This is a genomic window from Enterobacter asburiae, from assembly GCF_007035645.1.
Taxonomy (GTDB): Bacteria; Pseudomonadota; Gammaproteobacteria; order Enterobacterales; family Enterobacteriaceae; genus Enterobacter; species Enterobacter asburiae_B.
The window spans coordinates 255199-268594 of the sequence record NZ_AP019632.1; the positions used below are offsets into that span (position 1 = coordinate 255199).

General features: G+C 56.2%; 11 protein-coding genes. 6 read left to right on the plus strand and 5 right to left on the minus strand.

The genetic code is table 11. The features are described from left to right. Positions 1-31 precede the first annotated feature (31 nt). Positions 32-976, minus strand: a complete 945-nt coding sequence (gene panS / locus FOY96_RS01150; RefSeq protein ID WP_143346388.1) for a ketopantoate/pantoate/pantothenate transporter PanS — start codon at positions 974-976, stop codon at positions 32-34. Positions 977-1069: 93 nt separating this feature from the next. Continuing rightward, entirely contained in the window at positions 1070-2419 is a 1350-nt protein-coding gene (lysC, locus tag FOY96_RS01155; protein WP_023309996.1) for a lysine-sensitive aspartokinase 3, read from the minus strand. Positions 2420-2793: 374 nt separating this feature from the next. Between lysC and pgi the strand changes: the two genes are divergently transcribed. From pgi to psiE, 6 genes are all read left to right on the plus strand, one after another. Beyond that, positions 2794-4443 carry a glucose-6-phosphate isomerase gene (gene pgi, locus FOY96_RS01160; protein ID WP_048977787.1) on the plus strand — a complete coding sequence of 550 codons (1650 nt, stop codon included), beginning with the start codon at positions 2794-2796 and terminating at the stop codon, positions 4441-4443. A 367-nt stretch (positions 4444-4810) separates the two neighbouring features. Then, complete coding sequence (gene yjbE, locus FOY96_RS01165) at positions 4811-5053, plus strand: exopolysaccharide production protein YjbE (RefSeq protein ID WP_008503423.1); 243 nt, start codon at positions 4811-4813, stop codon at positions 5051-5053. Between the two features lie 63 nt (positions 5054-5116). Next, positions 5117-5755, plus strand: a complete 639-nt coding sequence (locus tag FOY96_RS01170) for a YjbF family lipoprotein (RefSeq protein ID WP_143346389.1) — start codon at positions 5117-5119, stop codon at positions 5753-5755. Next, entirely contained in the window at positions 5752-6489 is a 738-nt protein-coding gene (locus tag FOY96_RS01175; RefSeq protein ID WP_023334129.1) for a capsule biosynthesis GfcC family protein, read from the plus strand. Before FOY96_RS01170 ends, FOY96_RS01175 begins: the two co-directional genes overlap by 4 nt. Further along, positions 6489-8585, plus strand: coding sequence for a YjbH domain-containing protein (locus FOY96_RS01180; protein WP_143346390.1), 2097 nt, complete (start codon positions 6489-6491; stop codon positions 8583-8585). Before FOY96_RS01175 ends, FOY96_RS01180 begins: the two co-directional genes overlap by 1 nt. A 178-nt stretch (positions 8586-8763) precedes the next feature. Next, positions 8764-9174, plus strand: a complete 411-nt coding sequence (gene psiE, locus FOY96_RS01185; protein WP_021242727.1) for a phosphate-starvation-inducible protein PsiE — start codon at positions 8764-8766, stop codon at positions 9172-9174. Positions 9175-9272: 98 nt separating this feature from the next. Here psiE and malG read toward each other — a convergent pair whose 3' ends face one another. The 3 genes from malG to malE all read right to left on the minus strand — a co-directional run bounded on the left by malG (position 9273) and on the right by malE (position 13038). Then, positions 9273-10163 (minus strand): maltose ABC transporter permease MalG, encoded by an 891-nt coding sequence (gene malG / locus FOY96_RS01190; protein ID WP_023310002.1) that lies wholly within the window; start codon positions 10161-10163, stop codon positions 9273-9275. Positions 10164-10177: 14 nt separating this feature from the next. Continuing rightward, on the minus strand, positions 10178-11722 hold the full coding sequence (malF, locus tag FOY96_RS01195; RefSeq protein WP_094935067.1) for a maltose ABC transporter permease MalF: 1545 nt from the start codon (positions 11720-11722) through the stop codon (positions 10178-10180). Between the two features lie 125 nt (positions 11723-11847). Continuing rightward, the gene (malE, locus tag FOY96_RS01200) at positions 11848-13038 is read right to left on the minus strand and encodes a maltose/maltodextrin ABC transporter substrate-binding protein MalE (protein ID WP_039264157.1); all 1191 of its coding nucleotides are present in this window, start codon (positions 13036-13038) and stop codon (positions 11848-11850) included. Positions 13039-13396: the final 358 nt, after the last annotated feature.

Genomic DNA, 13396 nt, shown 5'->3' on the forward strand with positions numbered 1-13396 from the left:
AGAGGCTTCAGTGTAAAGCAAGCCGCGTAAATTAACCCTGCTTCACCGCATCTTTTTTCGTTTGTTCATCAATCGGTTTGCCGGACCAGTAGCCCGCCAGCAGCGAGCCGGAGAGGTTATGCCAGACGGAGAACAGCGCGCCAGGCAGGGCCGCCAGCGGGGAGAAGTAAATTTTACCGAGCGCCGCCGCCAGGCCGGAGTTCTGCATGCCTACCTCGATTGCCAGCGTGCGGCAGGTCGATTCGTCAAAACCGAACAGCTTCCCGCCCCAGTAGCCGCCCAGCAGGCCAATAGTGTTATGCAGCACCACGGCGATGATTACCACAAAGCCCACGGAGGCAATGTGCGATGCGGAACCCGCCACCACGGCGCTGATGATTGCCAGAATGCAGACCATCGAAAACGCGGGCAGGTACGGCTCAACGGCCTTCACCACGCGCGGGAAAAGATGGTGAATGACCAGCCCCAGCGCAATCGGGATCACCACAATCTGCAGAATGCTGAGCAGCATGCCCATCACGTCCACCTGAATATGCGCGTCCACGTACAGGCGGGTTAACAGCGGCGTGGCAATCACGCCAACCAGCGTTGAAACGGAGGAGATGGTGACGGAGAGCGCCACGTCGCCTTTTGCCAGGTAGATCATGACGTTGGACGCCGTGCCGCTGGCCACGCTGCCCACCAGCACCATCCCGGCGGAGAGATCGGGCGGCATCTTAAAGGCCATCGCCAGCAGCCACGCCGCAAGCGGCATCACGAGGTAGTGCAGGAAGATCCCTGCGGCGACGGGCGCAGGGCGAGACAGCACGCGTTTAAAGTCGTCGATTTTCAGATGCACGCCCATACCGAACATGATCAGCATCAGCAGCGTGGCGACCCACGGACCAATGCCCGTGAACGTGGCGGGGGTGTAATACGCGAGTACGGAGAGCAGCAGCGCCCATAACGGGAACAGCCGCGTAACGGCGGATAACATAGTGGATTCCTTGCAGTATTGTCGTGTTGTTTAGTTATGAAAAAGCCGGGTCTGTGCCCGGCTTATAGGTATTGTTTATCGTGCTAACGAATTTTATTCAAACAAATTCTGATGAAGTTTCTGCACGACCTGCTCGGCCTGATCGGCAGGCACCAGGAAGCAGAGGTTGTAGCTGGATGCGCCGTAGCAGATCATGCGGATGCTGAACGGGTCGAGCACGCCGAACACCTCTTTACCCACGCCGCAGGCGCGCGACAGCTTGTTGCCGATGATGGCAACCAGCGCCAGGTCTTCTTCTACTTCCACGCGGCACAGCTCAGACAGCTCAATCAGCAGCGACTGCGTCAGCAGCGTGTCGCCGGTGGAGGTCGAGCCGGTGGTGTCCAGCGTTAGCGCAATGCTCACTTCAGAGGTGGTGATCAGATCCACCGAAATATTGTGGCGCGCCAGAATGCCAAACACTTCCGCCAGGAAACCGCGTGAATGCAGCATATTGTGGCTGTGGAGCGTCACCAGCGTCTGGCGACGGCGCAGGGCCAGGGCGCGGAACAGAGGTGGGTTTTCCGTTTTCTTGCAGACCAGCGTCCCGCCCGCTTTCGGATCTTTGCTGGAGCCGACGAAGACCGGAATATCGCTGCGTACGGCCGGCAGCAGCGTTGCCGGGTGCAGCACTTTCGCACCGAAGGTGGCCATTTCAGCCGCTTCTTCAAAGGCGATCACATCAATACGTTTAGCCGCAGAAACGACGCGCGGGTCGGTGGTGTAAATGCCCGGAACGTCCGTCCAGATATCCACGCGCGTTGCATGCAGGGCTTCGCCCAGCAGCGCGGCGGTGTAGTCGCTGCCGCCGCGGCCAAGCGTGGTGGTGCGGCCTTTCGCTTCACTGCCGATAAAGCCCTGGGTAATCACGATACCGTCTGCCAGGCGTGGTGCCAACTGCTGATTGGTCAGCTCCGCCAGCGCCTCAACGTCCGGCTCGGCGCGGCCAAAGCGATCGCTGGTACGCATCACTTTACGCACGTCAAACCACTGCGCCTGAACGTTACGCTCGCGCATGATTTCAACAAACAGCAGGGTAGACATCAGCTCGCCGTGGCTGACCAGTTCGTCGGTCAGGGCGGTGGAGGTAGCCAGAGACGCCGCTTCTGCCAGAGTGGTGATATTTTCCAGCAGACGTTCCACTTCCTCGCGGATGACGTTTGGGTTCTGCAGACGTTCAAGGATGTCGAACTGAATTTTGCGCAGTGCATCCAGCTTCACGAAACGTTCTGTCGCTTCCAGTCCTTCAGACAGAGAAACCAGCAGGTTCGTCACGCCGGCGGAGGCAGACAGCACCACCAGGCGGGTATTCGGATCGGCCAGCACCACATCGGCGCTGCGGTTCATGGCATCGTAATCGGCCACACTGGTGCCGCCAAATTTGGCGACCACAAAACTCGTCATAACAACCTCGTGTCAGGGAATGAATAAGCGACCTTGGCACAAGAGTGAAACGAAAACAGGTGCAGGCGCAAAATACGGCCCTATAAATAAAATGCGGGGGAGGTCCTGTCAATGCTGGGATTATGCGGATTTTTTATGGGGGGGTACCCCTGAGAAACAGGACTTATAACAGCGCCAGATTTTATGCTCCGTTTTAGGGCTTTTTGACCGACATTTCGCCGCCCCGGGAGGGCGCTTCAGCAGCTATACTTTTCGGGTCTTTTCACCTGTGTTTGATGCAGGCCAGGGCAATGGCATAAAAACCATCACAATTTTTATTTGCAGGCGCTACAATCGACCGCAGTCACAATTCTCAAATCAGAAGAGTATTGCTAATGAAAAACATCAACCCAACGCAGACCGCTGCCTGGCAGGCACTCCAGAAACATTTTGATGAAATGAAAGACGTCACCATCGCGGACCTGTTCGCGAAGGATGCCGATCGTTTCTCTAAGTTCTCCGCGACCTTCGACGACCTGATGCTGGTGGATTTCTCCAAAAACCGCATTACCGAAGAGACGCTGGCAAAACTGCAGGATCTGGCGAAAGAAACTGAGCTTGCCGACGCCATCAAATCCATGTTCTCCGGCGAGAAGATCAACCGTACCGAAGACCGTGCCGTGCTTCACGTGGCCCTGCGTAACCGTAGCAATACGCCAATCATCGTTGACGGCAAAGACGTCATGCCTGAAGTGAACGCGGTGCTGGAAAAGATGAAAACCTTCTCCGAAGCGATCATCTCCGGTAGCTGGAAAGGCTACACCGGCAAAGCAATCACCGACGTGGTGAACATCGGTATCGGCGGTTCTGACCTCGGTCCGTTCATGGTGACCGAAGCGCTGCGCCCGTACAAAAACCACCTCAATATGCACTTTGTGTCTAACGTCGATGGTACCCACATCGCCGAAGTGCTGAAGAACGTGAACCCGGAAACGACCCTGTTCCTGGTTGCGTCCAAAACCTTCACCACTCAGGAAACCATGACCAACGCCCACAGCGCGCGCGACTGGTTCCTGAAAACCGCGGGCGACAACAAGCACGTGGCGAAACACTTCGCGGCGCTGTCTACCAACGGTAAAGCGGTCAGCGAGTTCGGCATTGATACTGCGAACATGTTCGAGTTCTGGGACTGGGTTGGCGGCCGCTACTCCCTGTGGTCTGCGATCGGTCTGTCCATCATCCTGTCCGTGGGCTTCGACAACTTCGTCGAGCTGCTCTCCGGCGCGCACGCGATGGACAAACACTTCTCCACCACCGCACCAGAGAAAAACCTGCCGGTGCTGCTGGCGCTGATCGGTATCTGGTACAACAACTTCTTCGGCGCTGAAACCGAAGCGATTCTGCCATACGACCAGTACATGCACCGCTTTGCTGCTTACTTCCAGCAGGGCAACATGGAATCTAACGGTAAGTACGTTGACCGTAACGGCAACGCGGTGGATTACCAGACTGGCCCAATCATCTGGGGCGAGCCGGGCACCAACGGCCAGCATGCTTTCTACCAGCTGATCCACCAGGGCACCAAAATGGTACCGTGCGATTTCATCGCCCCGGCTATCACCCATAATCCGCTGTCCGACCACCATCCGAAGCTGCTGTCCAACTTCTTTGCGCAGACCGAAGCGCTGGCGTTCGGTAAATCCCGCGAAGTGGTTGAACAGGAATACCGTGACCAGGGTAAAGATCCGGCAACTCTGGACCACGTGGTGCCATTCAAAGTGTTCGAAGGCAACCGCCCAACCAACTCCATCCTGCTGCGCGAAATCACGCCGTTCAGCCTGGGCGCGCTGATTGCCCTGTACGAGCACAAGATCTTCACGCAGGGCGCCATCCTGAACATCTTCACCTTTGACCAGTGGGGCGTTGAGCTGGGCAAACAGCTGGCAAACCGTATTCTGCCAGAGCTGGGTGACGATAAAGCGATTGCCAGCCATGACAGCTCGACAAATGGTTTGATCAACCGTTATAAAGCCTGGCGTGCGTAATTAAAACGTCATGAAAACGTGCCGGCTTAATGCCGGCATTTTTTTATCGGATAATTCCTGATGTCTGTTAGTTAACTCAAATTCTGAATCTGAGTTTAATCCGAAAAAGACGCTTAACCCGTTAATTGCTGCGGTTTATTTTAAGAAAATACGTAGTGGTTCATTAATATTCTTATATTATAACTTATTGATTTATAGTGGTTATATATTTATGTTATTTGTCTTTCATTTCCCTTTTAACCATTAGTCCGAAAACCCTCTCCCTATTTCCCCTTACGGCAAACCCACGGCAGTAGTTGTGTATACTCGATTCCGCCTGAAATTCTTTTCGGGCAAATCTCCATTCATTCATTGAAGGGAAATTGTTATGAAGAAAGTACTGTATGGCATTTTTGCCATATCTGCGCTTGCGGCGACATCTGTCTATGCAGCTCCGGTTCAGGTCGGGGAAGCGGCAGGTTCGGCTGCGACGTCTGCGTCTGCGGGAAGTTCTACCGCAGCCAGCGCCAGCACCGTAAGTTCAGCCGTGGGTGTCGCGCTGGCGGCAACCGGTGGCGGTGATGGCTCCAATACCGGAACCACGACCACCACGACAACCAGCACCCAGTAATAGCGGGTGTTTTAATCATAACCACACTTCGGTGTGGTTATTTCGCCCCTTCGGAGAAGAGTCGTGAAGCGACCTGCAATCATTCTGATTTGCCTGCTGCTGCAGGCGTGCTCGGCCACCACCAAAGGGCTGGGAAACTCACTGTGGGAAAGCATGTTCGGCACACCGGGCGTGCATTTAACCGATGACGAACTTCAAAACATGCCCTATGCCAGTCAGTACATGCAGCTTAATGATGGCCCGCAGCTGTTTGTGGTGCTCGCTTTCGATGAAAACGGGCAGCAGAAATGGGTGACGCAGGATCAGGCCACCATCGTGACGCAGCATGGTCGTATCGTGAAAACCCTGTTGGGCGGCGACAACCTGCTGGAGGTGAATAACATCGCTGCCGATCCGCTGATCAAGCCGAACCAGATCGCCGACGGCGCAAGCTGGACGCGCACGATGGGCTGGACCGAACATAAGCAGGTGCGTTACGCCACGGCACGCTCGACCTTCCGCTGGGACGGCACGGACAGCGTGAAAGTCGGCAGCGACGAAACGCAGGTTCGCGTGCTGGATGAAGAAATCACCACCGACCAGGCCACCTGGCACAACCGCTTCTGGATCGACGAGGAAGGGCAGATCCGCCAGTCCCTGCAGTATCTTGGTGCCGGATTCTTCCCGGTGAAAACCACCCTGATCAAGGCGGCGAAATCATGAAAACGCTCATCCACGTTGCGCTTCTCGCCAGCCTTGCCGCACCGCTGGCATGGTCCGCAGGGACGGTGAAGGTCTACACGCCGGACAGTGAAAAACCCAAAACCTTAACCCACGCTGAGCATCTGCTCGATCTCGTCGGACAGCCAAGGCTCGCCAACAGCTGGTGGCCGGGGGCAGTGATCGCTGAACGGCAGAAGACCGCTGAAGCGGAACAACAGCACAAGGCGCTCCTTGCCAGGCTGACGGGATTAGCGGAGCAGGAAGATGGCGACGACGCGGCGGCGATTAACAGCGTTCGCCAGCAGCTGCAGGCGCTGAAGGTGACGGGCCGTCAGAACGTGAACCTGGATCCCGACGAAGTGCGCGTCACGGAAAAGGGCAACCCCACGCTTGAAGGGGAGTATACGCTCTGGCTGCCGGAGAAGCCGACGACGGTGACCGTAATGGGGCTTATCAGCAGCCCGGGTAAAAAGCCCTTCACGCCCGGTCGTGACGTGGCGAGCTACCTCGACGAGCAGAGCCTGCTGAGCGGTGCCGATAACAGCTACGCCTGGGTGGTTTACCCAGACGGGCACACACAAAAAGCCCCCGTCGCTTACTGGAATAAACGGCATATCGAACCTATGCCGGGCAGCATCATTTTTGTCGGTTTTGCCGACCATTTCTGGACGAAGGCGTATGACGGGCTTAACGCCGATATCCTTCACTCCCTGATTCAGCGGATACCGGAATAATGAAAAGAACCTATCTCTACAGCATGCTGGCGCTCTGCGTGAGTGCCGCCTGCCATGCAGAAACGTATCCGGCACCCATTGGCCCGTCTCAGTCAGACTTCGGCGGCGTCGGTTTACTGCAAACGCCCACCGCGCGTATGGCGCGCGAAGGCGAAATTAGCCTTAACTACCGTGATAACGACCAGTATCGCTACTACTCCGCCTCGGTGCAGCTGTTCCCGTGGCTTGAAACCACGCTGCGCTATACCGACGTGCGTACGAAACAATACAGCAGCGTAGAGGCGTTCTCCGGCGATCAGACCTACAAAGATAAAGCCTTCGACGTCAAGCTGCGCCTGTGGGAAGAGAGCTACTGGATGCCGCAGGTGTCCGTGGGCGCCAAAGATATCGGTGGTACCGGTCTGTTTGATGCGGAATACATCGTGGCCAGTAAAGCCTGGGGGCCGTTCGACTTCTCGCTCGGCCTGGGATGGGGCTATCTCGGCACCAGCGGTAACGTGAAAAACCCGTTTTGCTCCTACAGCGACAAATACTGCTACCGCGATAACAGCTATAAGAAAGCGGGCTCCATCAACGGAGACCAGATGTTCCACGGTCCGGCGTCGCTGTTTGGCGGCGTGGAGTATCAAACGCCCTGGCAGCCATTACGCCTGAAGCTGGAATATGAGGGGAATGACTACTCGCAGGACTTCGCCGGAAAGATTGAGCAGAAGAGCAAGTTTAACGTCGGCGCCATTTATCGCGTCACCGACTGGGCCGACTTTAACCTCAGCTACGAGCGCGGCAATACGGTGATGTTTGGCTTCACGCTGCGCACCAACTTTAACGACATGCGGCCGCACTACAATGATAACGCGCGCCCTGCATACCAGCCGGAGCCGCAGGATGCGATTCTGCAGCACTCCGTGGTGGCAAACCAGCTGACGCTGCTGAAATACAATGCCGGCCTGGCGGATCCGAAAATTCAGGTGAAAGGCGATACGCTGTACGTGACCGGCGAGCAGGTGAAATACCGCGACTCGCGCGAAGGGATCGAACGCGCTAACCGGATCGTTATGAACGATCTGCCGGAAGGGATCCGCACGATCCGCGTGACGGAGAACCGTCTCAACCTGCCGCAGGTCACAACCGAAACGGACGTTGCCAGCCTCAGGCGCCATCTGGAAGGTGAGCCGCTCGGGCATGAAACCGAGCTGGTGCAAAAACGCGTAGAGCCGATCGTGCCGGAAACCACCGAGCAGGGCTGGTATATCGACAAATCGCGCTTCGATTTCCATATCGATCCGGTGCTGAACCAGTCCGTGGGCGGGCCTGAAAACTTCTACATGTATCAGCTGGGCGTCATGGCGACGGCGGATCTGTGGCTCACCGACCACCTGCTGACCACCGGCAGCCTGTTCGGCAACATCGCCAATAACTACGACAAGTTCAACTACACCAACCCGCCAAAAGACTCGGCGCTGCCGCGCGTGCGTACCCGCGTGCGTGAGTACGTACAAAACGATGCCTACGTGAATAACCTGCAGGCCAACTACTTCCAGTACTTCGGCAACGGCTTCTACGGCCAGGTGTACGGCGGGTATCTGGAAACCATGTATGGCGGCGCGGGGGCGGAAGTGCTTTATCGTCCTGTCGACAGTAACTGGGCGTTCGGGGTGGATGCCAACTACGTCAAACAGCGTGACTGGCGCAGCGCGCAGGACATGATGAAGTTCACCGACTACAGCGTCAAAACGGGCCATCTGACCGCCTACTGGACGCCGTCGTTCGCACCTGACGTGCTGGTGAAAGCCAGCGTCGGCCAGTACCTGGCGGGCGATAAGGGCGGCACGCTCGATATCTCTAAACACTTCGACAGCGGCGTCGTGGTGGGTGGCTACGCCACTATCACCAACGTTTCGCCGGACGAGTACGGGGAAGGGGACTTCACCAAAGGGGTCTACGTGTCGATCCCGCTGGATCTGTTCTCGTCAGGCCCAACCCGCAGCCGTGCGGCAGTGGGCTGGACGCCGCTGACGCGTGACGGGGGTCAGCAGCTTGGACGTAAGTTCCAGCTGTATGACATGACGAGCGATAAGAACATTAACTTCCGCTGATGCTTCTTTGCCCGGTGGCGCTGCGCTTACCGGGCCTACGTTAGCGTTTTTGTAGGCCGGGCAAACGCAGTGCCGCCCGGCAAGAATGCTCATGCGGACAAAACATAAACAAAAAATATAGATCCCCGTCACATTTTTGCGTTATACAGGAACCTCGCCCTGGAGAATGAGGTGCTGTATGACATCCTTGACTCGCCCGCGCGTTGAGTTTATCTCAACAGTCCTCCAGACCGTGCTGAACCTCGGTCTGTTGAGCCTTGGCCTGATACTGGTCGTCTTTTTGGGTAAAGAGACAGTGCATCTTGCGGATGTACTGTTCGCCCCTGAACAAACCAGCAAATATGCGCTGGTGGAAGGCCTGGTGGTCTACTTTCTCTACTTTGAATTTATCGCCCTGATTGTGAAGTACTTTCAGTCCGGCTTTCACTTCCCGCTGCGTTATTTTGTCTACATTGGGATCACTGCGATAGTGCGGCTGATCATCGTCGATCATAAGTCCCCGCTCGACGTGCTGATCTACTCGGCGGCGATCCTGCTGCTGGTGATCACCCTCTGGCTGTGCAACTCGAAGCGGCTGAAACGCGAATAAAAAAAATGGCGCTCCGAAGAGCGCCTAACAACAGTCACAAGTTGGGTCAATACAATACGTCTAAAGTTGAGGGTTGCAGTGGCATAACAAAATGAAACTTAACCTTTCACACCGCCCGCCGTCAGGCCGTTGACCAGCCAGCGCTGCGCCAGCAGGAACACCACGGTAATCGGGATGGCGGAAAGTACGGCCGCCGCGGCAAAGTCGCCCCACAGGTAGTTTTGCGGGTTGAGGTATTGCTGCATACCTACGGCCAGGGTGTAGCTGTTCACATCACGCAGTAACAGTGAGGCAACCGGTACTTCGGTGATCGCAGCGATAAACGACAGGATAAACACTACCGCCAGAATCGGCACCGACAGCGGCAGCAGCACCAGGCGGAACGCCTGCCACGGGGTTGCGCCATCCAGCGCGGCCGCTTCTTCCAGCGAGCCGTCGATGGTTTCGAAATAGCCTTTAATGGTCCATACATGCAGTGCGATACCGCCAAGATAGGCGAAGATCACGCCGCCGTGGGTGTTCAGGCCGATAAACGGTACGTACTGGCCCAGACGGTCAAACAGGGCATACAACGCCACCAGCGACAGTACGGCCGGGAACATCTGGAAAATCAGCATCCCTTTCAGCAGCGTCGCTTTGCCCGGGAAACGCATGCGGGCGAAGGCATAAGCACAGGTGGTGGAAAGCGCCACGATACCAATGGCGGTAATGCCTGCGATTTTCACCGAGTTCCACAGCCACAGCAGGACCGGGAACGGCGGCGGCGTGACGCGGCCATCCGCGTGTTCCACGCTGAAGCCCAGCGCGAGCTTCCAGTGCTCCCAGGAGATTTCGTCCGGGATCAGGCTCCCGGTGGCGAAGTTACCCGAACGCAGGGAGATGGCGATAACCATCAGCAGCGGGAACATGATCGCCGCGATGAAAATCAGCAGGCCTAAGTGCGTCGCCAGGAGGCGCAACTTCTGAGATTTGGGTTGTACCATTGCCATGATTGATGCCCTCCTTAATCAAATTTCATACGTGTGGCTTTCAGGTTCACAATCGCCAGAGCGCCTACCAGCAGGAAGATCAGGGTGGCAATCGCTGCCGCCAGACCGAAGTCCTGGCCGCCGCCGCCTTCGAAGGCGATACGGTAGGTGTAGCTCACGAGCAGGTCGGTATAGCCTGCTGGCGTCGTGGTGCCAAGGCGGTCCGGGCCGCCGTTGGTCAACAGCTGAATCAGCACGAAGTTGTTAAAGTTAAAGGCGAAGCTGGCAATCATCAGCGGCGTCAGCGGTTTAATGAGCAGCGGCAGCGTAATTTTAAAGAAGTTCTGGAATGGGCCCGCGCCGTCCATCGCCGAGGCTTCGTACAGATCGTCCGGGATAGCCTTCAGCAGGCCCATGCACAGGATCATCATGTACGGATAACCGAGCCAGGTGTTCACGATGATAATCATCGAGCGAGCGGTGGTCGGGTCGCTGAACCAGGCCGGTTTGATGCCGAACAGGGCGCTCAGCATCATGTTGATTTCACCGAAGCTCTGGTTAAACAGCCCTTTGAAAATCAGAATCGAGATAAACGACGGTACGGCATACGGCAGGATCAGCAGCACGCGGTAAATCGCTTTGCCTTTCAGGGATTCCCACTGGACCAGACAGGCCAGCACCATGCCCACGGCCACGGTCAGGATCACCGTCAGCACCGAGAAGACCACCGTCCAGACGAAGATGGCGAAGAACGGTTTCTGAATGCCTTCGTCGGTAAACACGCGGGTAAAGTTGTCCCAGCCGATGGTGACGGTATAGCCCGGGCTGAGCTTGTCATCACCCCATTTGCCGTCGGCAGTAATGGACTGATAGAAACCAATGTCGTTATTCGGACGATATTTCACGCCGCTCTGGTTGTTGGTCAGCGTACCGTCGTCCGCCAGGGTATACAGCGGCTGCGTGCCGGAGAACTGGCGCAGCGAGCTCATGGTCACCTTGCTGTCGTCTGGCAGCACGGCGGTGAGCTGGGTCAGCGCCTGACGGTTCTGGGTAATGACGCGCAGGTTGGCGCGTTCACCTTCCGGCAGGGCCTGTGCCTCTTTTAAGGTGAGCTTCTGCTCGCCGCCAAATTTGAACGCGTCGGAGACATAGTATTTGCTGCTTGCTTCGTCAGTAAGCGCTAACTTCCAATCGTTCCCGGCAGGATACAGGCCGAAGTTAAAGGTCTTGCCTGCCTGATATGAGCGATCCAGCAGGACCTGCTGCGCGCGTTCCTGCGCAAGCTGGTTGGTGCTGCTGTAGTTGGTAAACGCAATGGCGATGGTACAAATCAGCGGGAACAGGACAAACAGCCCCATCCCGGCCACGCCCGGATAAACATAGCGCCAGGCATAGGCTTTACGATTAGCGAAAATATACAGGCCAGCAGAGCTTAAAATCAGCGTCATGATGGCAAACAGATATTCCCCTTGTACGTACATTAAAACAACAAGGTAACCCACCAGCAGACACAGCAGACCGATCGCTGACCACTTCAGCGCGTCGCTTTGCCACCAGCGTTTCTTTTTAATGACATCCATGGGGTTTTTCCTCTACAACGTTTGATCTTTTCTCCCTCTCCTGGGGGAGAGGGCCGGGGTGAGGGCGTGCGGATAGCGCCAACCCTCACCCTAACCCTCTCCCGAAGGGAGAGGGGACTACGTCATTACTTAGTAATACGACCCTGAGCATCTTTCAGCGCGGCATCGACAGTCTGACGACCGCTTGCAGCGTTGATGACCGCGGTACGCGTGGCGTACCAGAACGCAGCCATCTGTGGGATGTTCGGCATGATTTCGCCTTTCTGGGCGTTATCCATGGTGGCCGCGATACGTGGATCTTTCGCCAGCTGATCCTGGAAGGATTTCAGCGCGACGGCGCCCAGCGGTTTGTCCTTGTTCACTTCATCCAGACCCTGATCGGTCAGCAGGTAGTTTTCCAGGAACTCTTTCGCCAGCTCTTTGTTCGGGCTGGCGGCGTTGATGCCCGCGCTCAGCACGCCAACGAACGGTTTAGACGGCTTGCCTTTGAAGGTTGGCAGCAGCGTCACGCCGTAGTTGACTTTGCTCTTGTCGATGTTGGTCCAGGCCCACGGACCGTTGATGGTCATCGCGGTTTCGCCTTTGTTGAACGCCGCTTCCGCGATGGAGTAGTCGGTATCCGCGTTCATGTGTTTGTTCTTGATCAGATCAACCAGGAAGGTCAGACCCGCTTTCGCGCCCGCGTTGTCCACGCCCACGTCTTTCACGTCATATTTGCCGTTTTCAAACTTGAACGCGTAACCGCCGTCGGCAGCAATCAGCGGCCAGGTGAAGTACGGCTCTTGCAGGTTGAACATCAGCGCGGATTTACCTTTCGCCTTCAGCTCTTTATCCAGTTTCGGGATCTCTTCCCAGGTTTTCGGTGGGTTTGGTACCAGGTCTTTGTTGTAAATCAGAGACAGGGCTTCAACCGCGATAGGGTAAGCGATCAGCTTGCCGTTATAGCGAACGGCATCCCAGGTGAACGGGAACAGTTTGTCCTGGAAGGCTTTATCTGGCGTCACTTCTGCCAGCAGGCCAGACTGCGCGTAACCCCCGAAACGGTCATGCGCCCAGAAAATAATGTCCGGGCCGTCGCCGGTTGCTGCAACCTGCGGGAACTTCTCTTCCAGCTTGTCAGGGTGTTCTACGGTAACTTTGATGCCGGTATCTTTTTCGAATTTTTTGCCCACTTCGGCCAGGCCGTTATAGCCCTTGTCGCCGTTAATCCAGATAACCAGTTTGCCTTCTTCAATTTTGGCGAGCGCCGGTGCGGAAATCATCATTGCTGCGAGGGCGGACAATGCGAAAACGCGTGCGCCAGTCTTGATATTCATAGCTGCCATCCTTTTTGGTGATGTCTCGTGGTATGACTTCAGTGGTTCAACGTGTCTCAGTCTCCTTATTTGACATCCTCTTTCCATCCTCCCAACCCCTACGCCCCACCCCCCGTTTGTGTGATCTCCGTTGCATAAATTTAAGTTATGAGTGCTGGCGCACATAAAAAACCACCGAATTTTGCAGGCGGCTTCACGAATTTTGCCTCAGCCCGCCCACGGCGGTCGCAGAGCCTGCTCCCTCATCCTCCCGCCTCCTCCCCCATAAAAAAGGCGGGGGGTGGAGGATTCGGGAAAGTAATGGATACCCCATAGTGAACTTATCTTGAATGTTTCTGTCGGTGACAGGTTGTAACGA